This is a genomic window from Pseudomonas kitaguniensis (genome assembly GCF_049199985.1).
Classification (GTDB): domain Bacteria; phylum Pseudomonadota; class Gammaproteobacteria; order Pseudomonadales; family Pseudomonadaceae; genus Aquipseudomonas; species Aquipseudomonas kitaguniensis.
This window is the reverse complement of sequence record NZ_JBLZPT010000002.1, coordinates 118,351-136,250: the sequence shown is the minus strand read 5'-3', so window position 1 is coordinate 136,250 and position 17,900 is coordinate 118,351. Positions and strand designations below refer to the sequence as shown.

The window sequence follows — 17,900 nt, the reverse complement described above, 5'->3', positions numbered from 1 at the left end:
GATGACCAACACATTGATAGAAATACGTGACCTGCGCGTGGCGTTCGGCGGCCGGGAAGTGGTGCACGGGGTCAACCTCGACATTCGCCGTGGCGAGTGCCTGGCGCTGGTCGGCGAGTCCGGCTCGGGCAAGTCGGTGACGGCGCACTCGATCCTGCGCTTGCTGCCCGGCAAAGACGTGCAGACGCAAGGCAGCATCCGCTACGACGGCATCGACCTGATCAATGCCAGCGACAGCCAATTGCGCAGTTTGCGTGGCAACCGCATCGCGATGATCTTCCAAGAGCCGATGACCTCGCTCAACCCGCTGCACACCGTGCAAAAGCAGATCAGCGAAATACTCATCACGCACAAAGGCCTGAAAAACCGCGCCGCGCGTGCGCGCACCCTTGAGCTGCTGGAGCTGGTGGGCATTCGTGAACCGCACAAACGCCTGAACGCCTACCCGCATCAACTCTCCGGTGGGCAGCGGCAACGGGTAATGATCGCCATGGCGCTGGCCAACGAACCTGAACTGCTGATCGCCGATGAACCGACCACGGCGCTGGACGTGACGGTGCAGCAAAAAATCCTCGAACTGCTGATCGAGCTGCAACAGCGCTTGGGCATGTCGCTGCTGCTGATCAGCCACGACCTTAACCTGGTACGCAAAATTGCCCAGCACGTGTGCGTGATGCGCGGCGGCGAGATCGTCGAGCAAGCCAGTTGCGACGCGCTGTTCAGAAACCCGCAACACCCTTACAGCCGCAAATTGATCGAAGCCGAGCCCGACGGCAGCCCGGTGCCTTGCGACTATCGGCACAACCTGTTGGAAGTCGACAACCTGAAGGTCTGGTTTCCCTTGCCAAAACCGCTGTTCAGCCGCGAGCGGCACTACATCAAAGCCGTGGACGGGGTCAGCTTCGAGCTGAAAAAGGGCAGGACCTTGGGCATTGTCGGCGAGTCCGGTTCGGGCAAGTCGACACTTGGCCAGGCGATTTTGCGACTGGTGGATTCCGAGGGCGAGATTCGCTTCGGCAACAAACACCTGAGCCTGCTCAACCAAGACCTGCTGCGCCCGCTGCGGCGCCAGATGCAGGTGGTTTTTCAGGACCCGTTTGGCAGCCTCAGCCCGCGCATGTCGGTGCAACAAATCATCGCCGAAGGCTTGCTGGCACATGCCATCGGTACCGAACAGGAGCGTGAGGACGCGGTGATTCGGGTGCTGCAAGAAGTCGGGCTGGACCCGGAAAGCCGCCACCGTTACCCGCATGAGTTTTCCGGAGGCCAGCGCCAGCGCATCTCCATCGCGCGTGCGCTGATCATGGAACCGGCGCTGATATTGCTCGACGAACCCACCTCGGCACTCGACCGCACCGTGCAAAAACAAGTGGTGGACTTGCTGCGCGAGCTTCAGGCCAGGCACGGGCTGACTTACCTGTTTATCAGCCACGACTTGGCCGTGGTCCACGCCCTGGCCCACGACATGATTGTGATCAAGGACGGCAAAGTGGTTGAGCAAGGCTCGGCGCAGTCGATATTCGACGACCCGCAGCATCCGTACACACGCGAGCTGCTGCACGCGAGTAGCTTGAAACGAGCGCCGGCAACCCCGCAGGCTCTATTCTTATAATCACATTTGAGCGCTAAGCTAGGCGCATGGATGACTCAGACTATTTACGCCTGCTCACCGTAGCGGCCGAACAAGCCAACGCGTTCCTCTCCAATGCCCGCAAATGGGAGCGTGAGCGTTGGGTCTGCCAGCGCCTGCTGCAAGGCTTGAATGTGCCCTACCGGGCTGAAGAGTTTCACGCTGCCGGGCAAGAGCCGCCGGACGTGCTGTTTCGCGACGCCAGTTTCGAGGTGTTTTTTGTGCTGGATGAAGGCCGGCGCCTCAACGACGAATGGCGCGATGAATTGCTGCGCCGGCGCAGTGCGTTTTCGTTGAGCCAACTGGTGCGTCGTGAAGCCAAGCCACGGCGTATTCCCGCGCATGCATTTTTGCTGCGCCTGGCACCGACCTTGCGCAAAAAAGCGCATAACTACAAAGAACGCGGCATCGACCTGAGCGAGCTGGACCTCATCGCGTTCACCAGCCTCAAGCGCGAAGTGCTCGACCTCAACAGCCATTTCCCGCCACCCACCGAATACCTGCGCCAAGGCTGGCGCTCGCTGTCACTGGTAGGGCCGACCTTTGCCCGCGTGCTGTTCGCCCACCCGCAAGCACCGGATTTCTTGCGCAACAACCTGGGCCGCAGCATAGTGTTCGACGTCGGCATCAGCCTGTGACGTGGCCACCGGCCAAGCCTGTGGCGCTGCCACCAAATGCCCTGACTGTAACGTGGCGCCCTTTTGCAACGTCTACCTGACGAGGCTTGTATGACCAGCCGCCTGAAACCCGATGACCAACAGCGTGTCGAAGAGTACCTGCAACGCTCCCGAAACCAGGTCGAGCGCAAGCCTTTCAGGCCGTGGCTGCTCCTTGGTGTGGTGCTGGTAGTGGTGATCGGGCTCGGTCTGCTGAGCCGCCTTTTGAGTTACCTGACGCTATGAGCTGCCTGGCGCTCGCGGGGGTAACTGCTCCGATTTCTTTTAGCCTTGCGAGATACTCCCATGACCCATCGTATTATTATCGTCGGCGGCGGCGCCGGCGGCCTGGAGTTGGCTACCCGCTTGGGTAAGACTCTGGGTAAGCGCGGTACCGCCAGCATCACGCTGGTCGACACCAACCTGACCCATATCTGGAAGCCACTGCTGCACGAAGTCGCGGCCGGTTCGCTGAACTCTTCGGAAGACGAACTGAATTATGTCGCCCAGGCCAAATGGAACCACTTCGAGTTCCAACTGGGGCGCATGAGCGGGCTTGACCGTGAACAGCAGAAAATTCAACTGGCTGCGACCCTCGACGAAGAAGGCCGCGAGCTGGTGCCCGCGCGCGTGCTGGGCTATGACAGCCTGGTGATCGCGGTCGGTAGCACCACCAACGATTTCGGCACCGAAGGCGCGGCGCAGCACTGCCTGTTCCTCGACACCCGCAAACAGGCCGAGCGCTTCCACCAGCAGTTGCTCAACCACTACCTGCGCGCGCATGCCGGGCAGACCGATGTGGAAGAGAAAATCAGCGTCGCCATCGTCGGCGCCGGTGCCACCGGTGTCGAGCTGGCCGCCGAACTGCACAACGCCGCGCATGAACTGGCAGCGTATGGCCTGGACCGCATCAAGCCGGAAAACATGCACATCACCTTGATCGAAGCCGGCCCACGGGTATTGCCAGCGCTGCCCGAGCGGATCGGCGGGCCTGTGCATAAAACCCTGGAGAAACTCGGGGTGACCGTGTTGACCAACTCCGCAGTCAGCGAAGTCACGGCCGACGCCTTGATCACCAGCAACGGGCAAGTGATTCCCGCCAGCCTCAAGGTCTGGGCTGCGGGTATTCGCGCACCGGGTTTCCTCAAGGACATTGATGGCCTGGAAACCAACCGCATCAATCAACTGCAAGTGCTGCCGACGCTGCAAACCACCCGTGACGAAAACATCTTCGCCTTCGGTGACTGCGCCGCCTGCCCGCAACCGGGCACCGACCGCAACGTGCCACCACGCGCACAGGCGGCTCACCAGCAGGCTTCGTTGCTGGCCAAGTCGCTGAAACTGCGGATTGAGGGCAAGGACTTGCCGTCGTACACCTACACCGATTACGGCTCGTTGATCTCGCTGTCGCGGTTCTCGGCAGTGGGCAACCTGATGGGCAACCTGACTGGCAGTGTGATGCTCGAAGGCTGGCTGGCACGGATGTTTTATGTGTCGCTGTACCGCATGCACCAGATGGCGCTGTACGGGTTCTTCCGCACAGCCATGCTGATGCTGGGCAGCCGGATCGGGCGCGGCACAGAGCCTAGGCTCAAGCTGCACTGATCGACTGCGCCGCCACAAAAAAATCCTCCTGTCGCTCGACAGGGGGATTTTTTATGGGCGGACGATAATCAGCTCTTTTGGTAGAACTCGGCCATATAGTCGACAAACGCACGCACCTTCGGCGCCAGGTGCCGGGACTGTGGGTAGAGGGCGTAATAGTGGCGCTCGCCTAGTGAATAATTGGGCAGGACGTGCACCAGCAACCCCTGCACCAGATCGTTGTGCACAGTGGCCTGGGTGAAACACGCAATGCCGGCGCCAGCCAAGGTGGCCGCATGCAGCGCGCTGATGGTATTGGTCCTGAAACGCCCCGATGGCGTGACCTTGAGTTCCCCGCCACGGGCCGTGCTCAGTGCCCAAACCGAAGAGGCCCCCATGAAGCTCAGCAAGCGATGTTTGTCGAGCTCCTGCGCCGAGCGCGGCAGACCGAAGCGGCCGATGTACCCCGGCGAAGCCACCAGTACCTGCCGGGAAATAGTTAATGTGCGCGCAATCAATGAACTGTCCGCCAGGGCGCCGGCGATTCGGATTGCAACATCAAATTTGTCGGCAACGACGTCGACGAACTGGTCATCACAACACAGCTCAAGCTCAATATTCGGGTAGCCAAGCTGAAAGCCCGGCAACCAATGCGGCAGATCCAGAGTACCGACCACCAGCGGCACACTCACCCTCAGCAAGCCTTCAGGCCGTTGATGGCCGTGGGCAATGACTTGGGACGCGGCGTCGACACGCTCAAGGATATCGACGCACGCCACGTAGTACTGCTCCCCTGCGCACGTCAGGCTGAAACGCCGCGTATTGCGGTTGATCAGTTGCGCACCCAGCTCAATCTCCAACTGCTGCAACTGTCGGGAAATCGTCGAATGAGTGGTGTCGAGGCGCTCTGCCGCTGCAGAAAAGCCCTTGGCTTCAACGATGCACCGAAAGGCGCGCATGGCGGATAACTGGTTCATGAAGCAGCCTATCCCAAGCGTGTCAGTGAAATCAGTTAACCGGCAGAGCGATGATTTGCGAGGTGGTCAGCACCGAACCGAACGTGTCTTCAATTTCAGCCAACGCTGAGTCGTGCAGCTCATCTTTGGTTACCGAACGGCCATCGGCACGGGTAATCGCCCGCGTCGCGGAGGCATCGGATGCTACCACAACGTCATAGCCCAACGGCGCGGCATCCCGGGCAGCGCCGGCAACACAGGCGTGGGTCATCAGGCCGGTGATAATCAGGGTTTTGACGCCGGCCTTGGTCAATTGCGCATCCAGATCAGTGCTGGCAAACACGCTCACCGTGGTCTTCTGCACGAGCGTGTCTTGCACGCGCGGCTGCATCAGCGGGTGAAAATCAACGCTTTTGCCATTCTTGGCGAACAGCGCTGCGCCGTCCGGGGCGATGTGCTGTACATGAATGACCCGGATGTTGTGTTGGTCGGCAAACGTAATCAGGCGCTGGGTGTTCTTCAAGGCGTGCATGCCATCGGGTATGGGCAAGCGGCCGGTGAAGTATTCATTCTGAAAGTCGATCACCACCAGTGCAGTGGTTTTCGGGTCCAGGCGGTCGGTCGGCTTGGCGCCCAATATGGCGCGCAGGGTCGGCTGCTGATTCGCTGAGGTTTCGGCGGCGACGGCACATTGCCCGAGCCCCATCAGCATGCCGAGGCCGACAAGCGTGGACTTGAGCAAGGCAGGCAACGAGCGGACGGGGTGAGCGGTAGCGGTGAGGGTCATGGTGCGAGTTCCTGTTGGAGTGAACAGCTGGAGCCGCCGAGTCTAGAAGGCCGCTTCGTGTGCACCAACGCACCCATCAGCACAATATTTGTTCGAAAACCGCACAAGACAGATGAAAAAACAGGCAAAAAAAATCCCCGTATCTTTCGATACGAGGATTTTTAATATGGTCGGGGTAAGGGGATTCGAACTCCTGACATCCTGCTCCCAAAGCAGGCGCGCTACCGGACTGCGCTATACCCCGGTAAACAAAAGGCGACCTTGCGATCGCCTTCTTCGATCGGCGCTTTTGGCGTCTGATCTTAAGATTCGATTCCAGCGTTAACTGGTCTCAAAAATGGTGGGTCGTGTGGGATTCGAACCTACGACCAATTGGTTAAAAGCCAACTGCTCTACCAACTGAGCTAACGACCCAAATATGGTCGGGGTAAGGGGATTCGAACTCCTGACATCCTGCTCCCAAAGCAGGCGCGCTACCGGACTGCGCTATACCCCGGTTTGAAATTGGCTCCGTGACCAGGACTCGAACCTGGGACCCAATGATTAACAGTCATTTGCTCTACCGACTGAGCTATCACGGAACTACATATTTCAAAGTACAACTTTTACTGCGGTAAAACCTTCTCTTCAGTCCGTCCGTATCGCTACGTTCGTGCCTCCGAGGCGCGCTATTCTACAATCTTAAAAACCCCTGTCAACCCTTTAAATTGCTTTTAAGACAATGATTTGCGCTTCTTTCTGATTTCTCCTTGGGGAGAAGAAACCCGTGGGCTGACGTTGCTGCGGGGCGCACTTTACAAGCCTTTGCCTTACAGTTCAACGCCCTATCGAAAAAAAAGGCCCCGCAACGCGAGGCCTTCTCCGGCAAGCCATACGGCTTGGGTTTAATTGAAGACGATTTCGTCGTTTGCCACCGTGGCCGTGACGCTGGTGCCCGGCATAAAGCTGCCCGACAGGATCAACTGCGCCAGCGGGTTTTCGATCCAGCGCTGAATCGCGCGTTTCAGTGGCCGCGCGCCATACACCGGGTCGTAACCGACCGCGATCAGCTTGTCCAATGCTTCGCGGCTCAGCTCCAGCGACAACTCACGCTCAGCCAGGCGGCTGCGCAGACGCCCCAACTGGATCTCGGTAATACCGGCAATCTGATCACGCGCCAACGGCTCGAAGATCACCACTTCATCCACCCGGTTGATAAATTCCGGGCGGAAGTGCGTGGTCAGTGCGTCCATCACAGCGGCGCGCTGGCCTTCACGATCGCCAACCAGTTCCTGGATCTGTGCCGAGCCCAGGTTAGAGGTCATCACGATCACCGTATTACGGAAGTCCACGGTGCGCCCGTGGCTGTCGGTCAAGCGGCCGTCTTCGAGCACCTGCAGCAAGATGTTGAACACATCCGGGTGAGCCTTCTCGACCTCGTCCAGCAGAATCACCGAGTAAGGCTTACGCCGCACAGCTTCGGTCAGGTAACCGCCCTCCTCGTAGCCCACGTAGCCTGGCGGGGCACCGATCAAGCGCGCCACGGAATGTTTCTCCATGAACTCGGACATATCGATGCGCACCATGGCCTCTTCAGTGTCGAAGAGAAACTCGGCCAAGGCCTTGCACAGCTCGGTCTTGCCCACGCCGGTTGGGCCGAGGAACATGAACGAGCCGCTCGGACGGTTCGGGTCGGACAAGCCGGCACGCGAGCGCCGCACGGCATTGGACACCGCCACCACCGCCTCTTCCTGGCCGATCACGCGTTGATGCAGCAGGCTTTCCATCTTCAGCAACTTGTCGCGCTCGCCTTCGAGCATTTTCGACACCGGAATACCGGTCCACTTGGAAACCACTTCGGCAATTTCTTCCTCGGTTACCTTGCTGCGCAGCAACTGGTTCTCGCTCTTGCCGTGCTGGTCGACCATTTGCAGGCTGCGCTCCAGGTCCGGGATGACCCCGTATTGCAACTCGGCCATGCGGTTCAGGTCGCCTTTACGCCGCGCCGCTTCGAGCTCCTGACGCGACTGCTCGATTTTTTGCTGGATCTGCGCAGAACCCTGCACTTCGGCTTTTTCCGAGGTCCAGATTTCCTCGAGGTCGGCGTACTCGCGCTCCAGACGCAGGATTTCTTCCTGAAGCTTTTCCAGACGCTTCTTGGCCGCGTCGTCCTCTTCTTTTTTCAGCGCCTGAGATTCGACCTTCAGTTGAATCAGGCGCCGATCAAGACGGTCGAGCACTTCCGGCTTGGAGTCGATCTCCATGCGAATACGGCTGGCGGCTTCGTCGATCAAATCGATGGCCTTGTCCGGCAACTGACGGTCGGTGATATAGCGATGGCTCAATTTGGCCGCCGCAATGATCGCGCCGTCAGTGATCGCCACCTTGTGGTGAACCTCATAACGCTCTTTCAGGCCACGCAGAATGGCGATGGTGTCTTCTTCGCTCGGTTCCTCCACCAGCACTTTTTGAAAGCGGCGCTCCAGGGCGGCGTCCTTTTCAATGTACTGGCGGTATTCGTTAAGCGTGGTCGCGCCGACGCAATGCAACTCACCGCGCGCCAAGGCTGGCTTGAGCATGTTGCCAGCGTCCATCGAGCCCTCGCCTTTACCGGCGCCGACCATGGTGTGCAGTTCGTCGATAAACAGGATGATCTGCCCGTCCTGCTTCGACAGCTCGTTAAGCAGGGATTTCAGACGCTCCTCGAACTCGCCACGGAACTTGGCACCGGCGATCAGCGAGCCCATGTCCAGCGATAACAGGCGCTTGCCTTTAAGGCCGTCCGGCACTTCACCATTGATGATGCGCTGGGCAAGGCCTTCGGCGATTGCGGTTTTACCCACGCCAGGCTCACCGATCAGCACCGGGTTGTTTTTGGTGCGGCGTTGCAACACCTGGATGGTGCGACGAATCTCGTCGTCACGGCCGATCACCGGGTCCAGCTTGCCTTCTTCGGCGCGCTTGGTCAGGTCGACGGTGTACTTGTCCAAGGCTTGGCGCGACTCCTCATGGTTGGGGTCATTCACCGCGTCACCGCCACGCAGGTTGTTGATGGCGTTTTCCAGGGCTTTTTTGCTCACGCCCTGGCCCAGCAACAACTTGCCGAGCTTGCTGTTCTCGTCCATCGCGGCGAGCAGCACCAGTTCGCTGGAGATGAACTGGTCACCTTTCTGCTGAGCCAGCCGATCCGCCTGGTTGAGCAGGCGCGCCAGCTCCTGCGACATGTTCACGTCGCCGGTAGGGTTTTGGATTTTCGGCAGTTGGTCGAGCTCTTTGCTCAACTCCTTGCGCAGGCTGTTGATGTCAAAGCCCACCTGCATCAGCAAGGGCTTGATAGAACCACCTTGCTGTTCCAGGAGTGCCTGCATCAAGTGCGCAGGCTCGATGGCCGGGTGGTCGAGGCCGACCGCCAACGATTGAGAATCTGATAATGCCAACTGCAATTTGCTGGTTAAACGATCAATACGCATGAGTCACCTTCCTTTTGAGCAGGCCGGAGCTACAAACACATCCTGAATAAAGAAACCTGCCAGATAGCCCTATAGATGGGGTGGATTCTGCAAGATTCAAGCGCGCAAACGTTGATGTGAGTCAGCAGAGTCTAGCGTTCAAGCCAGATAAGTGAGGCGAATCGACCGGTGCGTGGGCTGCGGCGATAAGAAAAGAATCGTGGGTCGGTCACGGTACACAAACCGCCACCGTAGACGGCAGTGATGCCGCGTGCCGCAAGGCGCAGGCGCGCCAGTTGGTAGATGTCGGCAAGGTACTTGCCGGGGTTGTGACTTGGCACAAACGCTTGGGCAGTGACCGGCAGTTGCTGAACGAACGCCTCACGCACTTCCGGGCCGACTTCAAAGGCTTGCGGGCCAATCGCCGGGCCGAGCCAGACCAAAACGTCGGCAGGCTCGGCATTCAGGCTTTCGAAGGCCGCTTCGAGCACGCCCGCCGCCAGCCCACGCCAACCGGCATGCGCTGCGGCCACGCGCGTGCCGGCACGGTTGCAGAACAGTGCGGGCAAGCAATCAGCCGTCATCGACGTGCAGGCAATACCCGGCGTGCTGGTCCAACTGCCATCGGCTTCGGCGATGCGCGACGGGTCAGCCTCGACCACGGTTACCCCGTGAACCTGGCGTAACCAGGCCGGCTGAATAGTGAAGGCGTGGCCAAGACGGCGACGATTTTCAAGGACGGCCTCAAGGTCGTCCTCGACATGATCGCCCAGATTGAGGCTGTCGAACGGCGCCAGACTGACGCCGCCCGCACGGGTGGTGACGCAGGCTTTAACCTGAGCCGGCGCGGGCCAGTCAGGCATCAGCCAGTCACTCATCCGATAAACGCCTCGCGATCCTGCTTGAGTAGCGACAACAACCAGACCAAATCGTCTGGCAGAGGCGATTCCCAGCTCATCCGCTTACCGCTCGTCGGATGATCCAGTTCCAGGAAACGTGCATGCAGTGCCTGGCGCGGGAAGGATTTCAGCGATTCAACCATGGTCACACTGGCCGCCGGCGGAATACGGAAGCGGCCACCGTAGGCCGGGTCCCCGACCAACGGGAAGTTAATGTGCGCCATGTGCACGCGAATCTGGTGCGTACGGCCGGTTTCCAGCTTGACCCGCACATGCGTGTGGGAGCGGAAACGCTCCAGCACACGGTAGTGGCTGACGGCCTGCTTGCCGCCTTCCATCACCGCCATACGCTGGCGCTGCTGGCCGTGGCGACCGATAGGCGCGTTGATCTTGCCACCTGCCACCACCACACCGATCACGATGCATTCGTAGATGCGGCTGACGCTGCGGCTCTGCAATTGTGTGACCAGCTGCGTCTGCGCCTGGATAGTCTTGGCCACCACCATAAGGCCGGTGGTGTCCTTGTCCAGGCGGTGCACGATGCCGCAGCGCGGGACATTGATGATGTCCGGCACGTGGTGCAACAAGGCATTGAGCAAAGTGCCATCAGCGTGACCGGCAGCCGGGTGAACCACCAGGCCTGCGGGTTTATTGATGACCAGGATGTCGTCGTCTTCATAGACGATGTCCAGCTCGATGTCCTGAGCGACCCATTCTCCCTGAGCTTCCTGCTCGGCGGTCAGCTCAAGAATCGTACCGCCATGCACTATGTCTCGCGGGCGGATAACCGCTCCATCCACAGTCAGGCGGCCGTCTTTGATCCAGGCGGAAAGGCGCGAGCGCGAGTGCTCAGCGAATAATTGTGCGGCGACTTGATCGAGGCGTTGGCCGCCCAATTCGGACGGCACCTCTGCGCGAAGTTCAATTTTATCGGACATGCTCAGACTAGGCGTGGCACAGCCTTTGGTTTCGGCTGCGCGCTTGTGGTTAAATACGGCGTCTTTTGCCCCGAGGCTTTCAACGGGGCGCTCATCATAACAGGACGGCCCCGCCCAAGACAGCGGCCGTCATAGGGACGCAAGCCGCCATGCAAGTGAAACACCTGCTGCTGATCGCCATCCTCGCCATGACTGCTGCTTGCTCGTCAACAAAGGAAGTCGTCGACGAAAACCTGAGCGAAGTCGAGCTGTATCAATTAGCTCAAAAAGACTTGGACAATAATAGCTACACCAGCGCCACAGCGAAGCTGAAGGCCCTGGAGTCACGTTATCCGTTCGGGCGCTATGCCGACCAGGCACAGCTTGAGCTGATCTACGCCAACTACAAAAATGCCGAGCCGGAAGCTGCCAAGTCCGCCGCCGAGCGTTTTATCCGCCTGCACCCGCAGCACCCGAACGTCGACTACGCCTACTACATGAAGGGCCTGACCTCGTTCGACCAGGACGTGGGCCTGCTGGCGCGCTTCCTGCCGCTGGACATGACCAAGCGTGACCCGGGCGCTGCCCGCGACTCCTACAACGAGTTCGCCCAGCTGACCAGCCGCTACCCCAACAGCCGCTACGCGCCGGACGCCAAGCAGCGCATGATCTACTTGCGCAACCTGCTGGCGTCCTACGAGATTCACGTGGCCCACTACTACCTGACCCGTCAGGCCTACGTCGCTGCCGCCAACCGTGGGCGCTATGTGGTAGAAAACTTCCAGGAAACCCCTTCCGTGGGTGACGGCCTGGCGGTGATGACCGAGGCTTACCAGCGCCTGCACCTGGACGCCCTGGCGACCACCAGCCTGGAAACCCTGAAGCTCAACTACCCCGATCACCCAAGCCTGAAAGACGGCCAGTTCGTGCCTCAGGTTGCTGAAGCCGACAACCGTTCGTGGCTGAGCAAGTACACCTTGGGCCTGATCGAGTCGCGCCCACCGTTGCCGCCGGGCGAAACCCGCGCCAACCAGGACGTGATGAAGCAGTACCAGGACGCCAAAGAAGCGATTCCTTCGGACCTCAAGCCGCATGACGAAAACGGCGACGTGATTGAAGAAGAGGCGCCACAGGCCCTTGGCAACAACGAAGACCGCTCGTGGTTCAGCTACATGACCTTCGGCGTGTTCGACTGATCGTTCGACGCTACGTAAAAGGGAGCCCCGCGAGGCTCCCTTTTTCATGGCCGGTATTATTGCGCTGTGCGCCTGCCCAGACCTTGGCTAAACTGGCGCATTCCTTGTCGAGAAACTCCCATCATGGTTCGTCTACTGTTCTGGATTGCCGTTATTGCCGCCGCAGTATGGTTGTGGCGCAAATTCAAAAGCCCTGGCGCAACACAGCAACGCTCCGGCGAATCCGAGGCCGCCTTGATGGTGCGCTGCGCCCACTGCGGCGTGCACTTGCCGCAGAACCGCGCACTCAGCTCGCGCCAAGGGTGGTACTGCACGCAGGCGCACCTGGAACAAGGCCCGAAGTCTATCGAGCGTTGACCCGGCCTTGCGGCGCATAAGGCGCCGGGTCGATGATCGGTGTACGCCCCAGCAACAAGTCGGCAAATAACTGGCAGGAGGCCGGTGCCAGTACCAGGCCATTGCGGTAATGCCCGCAATTGAGCCACAGCCCTTTGAAGCCCTGGACCTCGCCGATGTAGGGAATGCCCTCCGGCGAGCCGGGCCGCAAGCCGGCCCAATGGCCTACCACGTCGGCGCCCGCCAACGCGGGAATCAACGCCTCGGCTGAAGCCTTGAGGCTTTGCAGTGCCGACTCGGTTGGCGTCTTGTCGAACCCTTCATGCTCCAACGTGCTGCCGATCAGAATGTGCCCGTCACGCCGCGGGATCGCATAGCGCCCTTTGGCCAGGACCATGCTCGATAAAAAATCCGCCGCACATTTGTACAAAATCATTTGGCCCTTGACCGGCTCAACCGGCAACGACAAACCCAGCGTGCCGAGCAATTCCCCACTCCAGGCACCGGCAGCCAACACGATATGCTCACCCAGCACCGGCCCTGCCGCCGTGCGCACGCCCACCACGCTGTCACCGTCGAGAACAAACCCGTTCACCTCGCACTGCTCATGAACGGTTACGCCGGGCAGCGCCAACAACGCGGCTTTAAGCGCCTTGACCAAGCGCGGGTTACGCACATTGGCCACGCCGGCCATGTAGATAGCCTGGGAATACCCGCCACCCAGCACCGGCACCGCATCATGCACGGCGCACACATCGACTTTGCTCAATGGCCGCCCCTCGCGGGCAGCCCACGCCAATGCCTCGGCTTCGTCAGCCAGGTCCAGCCAGTACAAGCCCGTGGTATGCACTTGCGGGTCCACGCCGGTGGCGGCGAATAACCGCTCAGCCAGTTGCGGGTAAAAATCCTGCGACCAATGAGCCAGCGCGGTAACCGCCGGGCTGTAGCGCCACGGGTACAACGGCGAAACAATCCCGCCGCCCGCCCAGGAAGACTCCTGCCCAAGCCCTGAACGCTCCAGCAGCACGACGGCCTGCCCTTGTGTGGCAAGGTTGAACGCGGTCAACAGCCCGATTACGCCACCACCGACAATCACCACTTGCTGTTGCTTAGCCATCATTTGATCCAGCCGATAAAAAGGGAAAAGCGCACCCGGCGCCCACGCATGCAGCACGCTCATCATTGCCCCCAACACGCTTTGCGCGACATGTCGGGCGCGGCGCCGAGGTTGCTGCGTACGCCTGCGCTGGTCAGGCTGAATTCACCGCACAGGTCGTCCGCCATGACTGAGCCGACGACGGGCGTAGCCACCAGGCTAAATGCCTGAAGGTTCAATGCAGCGCTGATTCTATAGCGATCAGTGCCCGCACTGACGCCGGTTGCATCAATAAAAGTGCCGTTGCGCGTGTAAAAACGCTCGAGGTACTGAGCTTGCTCGATCAATAACGCAACGATTTCTGCGCGATACACCTTTTTTACCTGACCGGTATATGCCGGATAAGCGATCCCGGCCAGAAACGCGATAATCGCGACAGCCATCAACAACTCGATCAGGGTAAAAGCTTGGCAATCCTTGCCCATTGATACGTTCCTTATTGAAGTTGCCGCCATAAAACCCGACGAAATATCAGGCCTTCACCTTCCTCCACCCGTGCGTACAGCGTTTCCAGCACCGTGCGCGACTGACCACTGAGCCCCACCGCCGTCACGCGGTAAACCGTTGCACTTGTTTCAGCTGGCAAACCCGCCAGCCCCACCGCCAAACCCAGCGATTGCACGCCATACAGGCCATCCTTCGAGCTAACCCACGTCACTGCTGACACAGGGTTTGCCCCGGCACCCGCCACCGAAGACGATTCCAGCGGCGGCGCACACAGGCTCACCGACGAGCACACAGGCAACGCGCCTCCCGCCCGATGAACAATCGACTCGCCAAGCCTCAGAGCGCTCTCGGCGCTTTGAAATGATTGATTTCGATGCCATAGGCTTCCGGCGATCTTTTGCTGGGACACCGCCCCTTGCATCGATGCCAGACCGATCAGTGATAACACCAACAGAAACACCAGGCTGATCACTAGGACCATGCCTGTCTGCCGCAGGTAATAACCGCCAAAACGTGCCATGGTCGCCCTACCCCAACCGGTTACGCAGCGCCGCCACGACGCTGTAGGCTTGGTTTTTCACGCGCCCGGTCGAGTCCAGCAGCGTCATCTGGATACGCACACTGCGTATCAGCGATTCGTCAGCGGGGCTGGCGTCGTAGCGCACCACGCGCGTCGAGCCTTGCCGGGCCGCCACACCGAAACTGATGTCAAACGCCTGCACGTTATCCACCAGCACGGTCTTTGCCGGCGCTGCAGGCGTGCTGACCTTCAACTGCTGCGTTTCAAAGGTATAAGTGAGCTGGCGTATTGCAAAAAGCGTCTGCCCAGGCGCGGCCGGTGGCGAGCGGCCCACATAGGCTTGAGCGCTGCCCGTGCAGTCGGACAGTACCGTCCAGTCAGGCTTGCCACCCTCGCCCGCACCATCAACAGTCACCAGCGTCAGTGACCTGGAGCCGCCTGCAGCACTGGCGCTGACAGGCCGATCAAAGGCCGCCGGGGCGTTTTCGATGTAGGCCGTCGACAGGCAGCCAAACATGCCCGCCTGGCGAATATCCTGAATCATCTTGCCCAGTACAAACCGCGCATCATCCTGCAGCAACATGGCGGCCTGCTGGCTGGCTTGTGTGGTTCGAGCGCTGATTGCCACCTGGCTGACACCGAGTATCAGCACCCAGCCGACGGCCAATGCGAGCAACAACTCCAGCAAACTGAACCCACGCGCACAGCGCTTCATCGCACCGCCCCTGTCTCGCTGGCAATGCGACTGGTGAGGGTGAAGGTTTCCCTTGCGCCTTCGGTGTGGGTGCCCCGGGCATCGTCCCAACTGATACTGACGGTCACCTCGCTGCCGCTGATCACCACGGCGCCTTTACCGCCCTCCCCGGCAAACCCGAGGATATTCGCTTCAAAATCATGCAGGTCGAGGTCGCGCACGCTGGCGGTCGCGTTACCGGGCGGCGCGTGCTCGGTTCGGCCCCATGAATAATCGGCGCCTGCGTTGGCGCGAACCCGGTCGAGCATGTCGTAGGCAATGAAACTGGCCTGGCTGATCATCCTTGAGCTGTCGGTGAACTTGAGCGCGTTGAGCTGGATCAACGCCGCGCCCAGCAGGCCCACCGCCAGAATCAGCACGGCGACCAGCACCTCGATCAGGGTCATGCCGGATTGCGGGCGGTTCAAGAAGCGCGGGGAATTCAGGTTCTGGCAAGCAGGCATTACCGTCGTCATCCATGTCGAAGGCCGAAAAAAAGCAGGCAAACCCTGCTGTGCGACCCAAGACTAGCGCCGGTTTTTGACTCGCGCTGCTCCCGGAACAAAGGGAAATACTTTGGACATAAAGGCCATCACTCAGGCCTGGAAGGCGCGAGCTATACCTATGGCTGCCACCCGAAACACTCACCACGTCCACGGAGGGACAGCATATGACGCAACGAGGTTTTACCCTGATAGAACTGCTACTCAGCCTGGTCTTGAGCAGCATCCTGGCGCACTTGGCGGTGCCGAATTTTAGAGGCCTGCTCGATTCGCAACAGCGCCAGATTGCCGCCCAAGCGCTGGCCGGTGGGCTGCGTTACGCTCGCACCGAGGCCATTACACGCAATCGCGCAGTGGTCATTCATGCGCTGGAGGAGGACTGGAGCCTGGGATGGCGAGTGATACTCGACGTAAGCGGGCGCGGCCACTTGGACGACGACAACCCGGTACTGCTGGAGCGTCAGGACAGCGGGCGAGTGCCGATTGTGGGTAACGGGCCGGTCAAGAGCCAAGTGCGCTTCAGCGGGTTGGGCGAGCCGATATTTAACGCAGGCGGTTTTCGCGCAGGCACTGTGCATGTGTGTGACGCGGGCCAGGCGCAAAGCCGCTTCCAGGTGGTGCTTGCGCCCAGCGGGCGCATCAGCCTGCGCAGTGAAATAACCGAGCAGGCGTTGTGCCGGGGTTCTGCCGGCACCGCAGGGCTTACAGCAACGAACGAACCCGCAGCTCTTTGGGCATCGAGAACGTGATGTTCTCTTCACGACCGGCCAACTCATCCGCGCCGGTGGCGCCCCACGCCTGCAATTGTTGGATAACGCCGCGTACCAGCACTTCCGGGGCCGAAGCGCCGGCGGTAATGCCGATACGCTCAACACCGTCAAACCAGCTGCGTTGCAGGTCTTCGGCACCGTCGATCAAGTACGCCGGGGTGGCCATGCGTTCAGCCAATTCGCGCAGGCGGTTGGAGTTGGAGCTGTTAGGGCTGCCGACCACCAACACCACGTCGCATTCGTTGGCCAGTTGCTTGACGGCGTCTTGACGGTTTTGCGTGGCGTAGCAGATGTCGTCTTTACGCGGGCCGCCAATCGCCGGAAAGCGTGTGCGCAGCGCATCGATCACGCGGCTGGTGTCGTCCATCGACAAGGTGGTCTGCGTTACGAAGGCCAACCGCTCAGGGTTATGCACCTGCAAGGCGGCGACGTCTTTTTCGTCTTCGACCAAGTAGATGGCGCCGCCATTGGTGCCGTCATACTGGCCCATGGTGCCTTCGACTTCCGGGTGGCCGGCATGGCCGATCAGGATACATTCACGGCCGTCGCGGCTGTAACGCGCGACTTCGATGTGCACCTTGGTCACCAGCGGGCAGGTGGCGTCGAATACTTTGAGGCCACGGCCGGCCGCTTCGGTACGCACGGCCTGGGAAACACCGTGGGCGCTGAAGATGACGATAACGTCGTCTGGCACTTGCTCGAGTTCTTCTACAAAAATCGCGCCGCGCGCGCGCAGGTCTTCGACCACAAACTTGTTGTGGACGACTTCGTGGCGCACGTAAATCGGCGGCCCGAAAACTTCCAGGGCGCGGTTGACGATTTCAATCGCCCGGTCCACACCGGCGCAGAAGCCACGGGGGTTGGCGAGTTTGATTTGCATGCTGTGCCTCGTGCCTTGCAGGGCTGGAAATTGGATCGTGCAGGAGCCGGTGGCGTCAATCAGAGCGCTTTAACGTCGAAGATTTCAACGTCAAACGTCAAGGTTTTACCGGCCAACGGGTGGTTGAAGTCGATGGTCACTTGCGCGTCATCGAAGGTTTTAACCACTCCCGGCAGTTCAGTATTCGCCGCATCGTTGAAAATCACCAGCAAGCCTTCCGACAGCTCCATGCCCTGGAACTGCGAACGCGGGATGATCTGCACGTTTTGCGGGTTAGGCTGGCCAAAGGCGTTTTCGGGCAGAATCTGCAGGGTACGCTTGTCGCCCGCCTTGAAACCGAACAGCGCCGCTTCAAAACCCGGCAGCAGGTTGCCATCGCCGACCTTGAAGGTCGCCGGGGCTTTGTCGAACGTACTGTCGACCGTGTCGCCATTCTCCAGGCGCAATGCGAAGTGCAAAGTGACTTCCGTGTTCTGGCCGATGCGTTGCTCAGCCAATACCT

At 60.1% G+C, this 17,900-nt stretch carries 19 protein-coding genes and 4 tRNA genes; 7 read left to right on the top strand and 16 right to left on the bottom strand.

What is annotated here, in order from left to right; translation table 11 throughout:
• The first annotated feature begins 1 nt into the window (after position 1).
• The 4 genes from ACOZK9_RS04560 to ACOZK9_RS04545 all read left to right on the top strand — a co-directional run bounded on the left by ACOZK9_RS04560 (position 2) and on the right by ACOZK9_RS04545 (position 3,891).
• The gene (locus ACOZK9_RS04560) at positions 2-1,612 is read left to right on the top strand and encodes an ABC transporter ATP-binding protein (protein ID WP_421555360.1); all 1,611 of its coding nucleotides are present in this window, start codon (positions 2-4) and stop codon (positions 1,610-1,612) included.
• A 26-nt stretch (positions 1,613-1,638) separates the two neighbouring features.
• Entirely contained in the window at positions 1,639-2,268 is a 630-nt protein-coding gene (locus tag ACOZK9_RS04555) for a DUF1780 domain-containing protein (protein ID WP_099235419.1), read from the top strand.
• A 90-nt stretch (positions 2,269-2,358) separates the two neighbouring features.
• A complete protein-coding gene (locus tag ACOZK9_RS04550; protein ID WP_122251887.1) occupies positions 2,359-2,532 on the top strand; it encodes a DUF3094 family protein in 174 nt (57 codons plus the stop codon).
• 60 nt (positions 2,533-2,592) lie between these two features.
• Positions 2,593-3,891, top strand: a complete 1,299-nt coding sequence (locus tag ACOZK9_RS04545) for an NAD(P)/FAD-dependent oxidoreductase (protein ID WP_058412761.1) — start codon at positions 2,593-2,595, stop codon at positions 3,889-3,891.
• 68 nt (positions 3,892-3,959) lie between these two features.
• On the opposite strand, the gene ACOZK9_RS04540 is transcribed toward ACOZK9_RS04545, so the two are convergent.
• The 9 genes from ACOZK9_RS04540 to rluD all read right to left on the bottom strand — a co-directional run bounded on the left by ACOZK9_RS04540 (position 3,960) and on the right by rluD (position 10,878).
• The gene (locus tag ACOZK9_RS04540) at positions 3,960-4,847 is read right to left on the bottom strand and encodes a LysR family transcriptional regulator (RefSeq protein ID WP_421555359.1); all 888 of its coding nucleotides are present in this window, start codon (positions 4,845-4,847) and stop codon (positions 3,960-3,962) included.
• A 31-nt stretch (positions 4,848-4,878) separates the two neighbouring features.
• Positions 4,879-5,613 carry a cysteine hydrolase family protein gene (locus ACOZK9_RS04535; RefSeq protein ID WP_058412763.1) on the bottom strand — a complete coding sequence of 245 codons (735 nt, stop codon included), beginning with the start codon at positions 5,611-5,613 and terminating at the stop codon, positions 4,879-4,881.
• 167 nt (positions 5,614-5,780) lie between these two features.
• A tRNA-Pro gene (locus ACOZK9_RS04530) sits at positions 5,781-5,857 on the bottom strand.
• A 94-nt stretch (positions 5,858-5,951) separates the two neighbouring features.
• Positions 5,952-6,027, bottom strand: a tRNA-Lys gene (locus ACOZK9_RS04525).
• Positions 6,028-6,032: 5 nt separating this feature from the next.
• A tRNA-Pro gene (locus ACOZK9_RS04520) sits at positions 6,033-6,109 on the bottom strand.
• Positions 6,110-6,118: 9 nt separating this feature from the next.
• Positions 6,119-6,194, bottom strand: a tRNA-Asn gene (locus ACOZK9_RS04515).
• Between the two features lie 303 nt (positions 6,195-6,497).
• Entirely contained in the window at positions 6,498-9,062 is a 2,565-nt protein-coding gene (clpB, locus tag ACOZK9_RS04510; RefSeq protein WP_058412764.1) for an ATP-dependent chaperone ClpB, read from the bottom strand.
• Positions 9,063-9,193: 131 nt separating this feature from the next.
• Positions 9,194-9,919, bottom strand: coding sequence for a peptidoglycan editing factor PgeF (pgeF, locus tag ACOZK9_RS04505; RefSeq protein WP_421555358.1), 726 nt, complete (start codon positions 9,917-9,919; stop codon positions 9,194-9,196).
• Positions 9,916-10,878: a 23S rRNA pseudouridine(1911/1915/1917) synthase RluD gene (gene rluD / locus ACOZK9_RS04500; RefSeq protein WP_058412766.1), complete on the bottom strand. Its 963-nt coding sequence runs from the start codon at positions 10,876-10,878 to the stop codon at positions 9,916-9,918. The genes pgeF and rluD overlap by 4 nt, the downstream gene beginning before the upstream one ends.
• 149 nt (positions 10,879-11,027) lie before the next feature.
• On the opposite strand from rluD, the gene ACOZK9_RS04495 reads away from it, so the two are divergent.
• Together ACOZK9_RS04495 and ACOZK9_RS04490 are read left to right on the top strand one after the other, a co-directional pair.
• On the top strand, positions 11,028-12,053 hold the full coding sequence (locus tag ACOZK9_RS04495) for an outer membrane protein assembly factor BamD (protein WP_058412767.1): 1,026 nt from the start codon (positions 11,028-11,030) through the stop codon (positions 12,051-12,053).
• Positions 12,054-12,176: 123 nt separating this feature from the next.
• Positions 12,177-12,410, top strand: a complete 234-nt coding sequence (locus ACOZK9_RS04490) for a PP0621 family protein (RefSeq protein WP_421555357.1) — start codon at positions 12,177-12,179, stop codon at positions 12,408-12,410.
• Here ACOZK9_RS04490 and thiO read toward each other — a convergent pair.
• From thiO to pilV, 5 genes are all read right to left on the bottom strand, one after another.
• Entirely contained in the window at positions 12,397-13,506 is a 1,110-nt protein-coding gene (gene thiO, locus ACOZK9_RS04485; RefSeq protein ID WP_421555356.1) for a glycine oxidase ThiO, read from the bottom strand. The genes ACOZK9_RS04490 and thiO overlap by 14 nt on opposite strands.
• Before the next feature lie 62 nt (positions 13,507-13,568).
• Entirely contained in the window at positions 13,569-13,970 is a 402-nt protein-coding gene (locus ACOZK9_RS04480; RefSeq protein ID WP_058412769.1) for a type IV pilin protein, read from the bottom strand.
• An 11-nt stretch (positions 13,971-13,981) separates the two neighbouring features.
• Positions 13,982-14,512, bottom strand: a complete 531-nt coding sequence (locus tag ACOZK9_RS04475) for a pilus assembly PilX family protein (RefSeq protein WP_421555355.1) — start codon at positions 14,510-14,512, stop codon at positions 13,982-13,984.
• Positions 14,513-14,519: 7 nt separating this feature from the next.
• Positions 14,520-15,227 (bottom strand): PilW family protein, encoded by a 708-nt coding sequence (locus ACOZK9_RS04470; RefSeq protein WP_421555354.1) that lies wholly within the window; start codon positions 15,225-15,227, stop codon positions 14,520-14,522.
• On the bottom strand, positions 15,224-15,709 hold the full coding sequence (gene pilV / locus ACOZK9_RS04465; protein ID WP_421555353.1) for a type IV pilus modification protein PilV: 486 nt from the start codon (positions 15,707-15,709) through the stop codon (positions 15,224-15,226). The genes ACOZK9_RS04470 and pilV overlap by 4 nt, the downstream gene beginning before the upstream one ends.
• Before the next feature lie 206 nt (positions 15,710-15,915).
• Here pilV and ACOZK9_RS04460 point away from each other — a divergent pair, with 206 nt between their 5' ends.
• Positions 15,916-16,497: a GspH/FimT family pseudopilin gene (locus tag ACOZK9_RS04460; RefSeq protein WP_421555352.1), complete on the top strand. Its 582-nt coding sequence runs from the start codon at positions 15,916-15,918 to the stop codon at positions 16,495-16,497.
• On the opposite strand, the gene ispH is transcribed toward ACOZK9_RS04460, so the two are convergent.
• On the bottom strand, positions 16,451-17,398 hold the full coding sequence (ispH, locus tag ACOZK9_RS04455) for a 4-hydroxy-3-methylbut-2-enyl diphosphate reductase (protein WP_058412774.1): 948 nt from the start codon (positions 17,396-17,398) through the stop codon (positions 16,451-16,453). The two genes, ACOZK9_RS04460 and ispH, sit on opposite strands and share 47 nt — an antisense overlap.
• A 59-nt stretch (positions 17,399-17,457) precedes the next feature.
• Positions 17,458-17,895 carry an FKBP-type peptidyl-prolyl cis-trans isomerase gene (locus ACOZK9_RS04450; RefSeq protein WP_172979809.1) on the bottom strand — a complete coding sequence of 146 codons (438 nt, stop codon included), beginning with the start codon at positions 17,893-17,895 and terminating at the stop codon, positions 17,458-17,460.
• Positions 17,896-17,900: the final 5 nt, after the last annotated feature.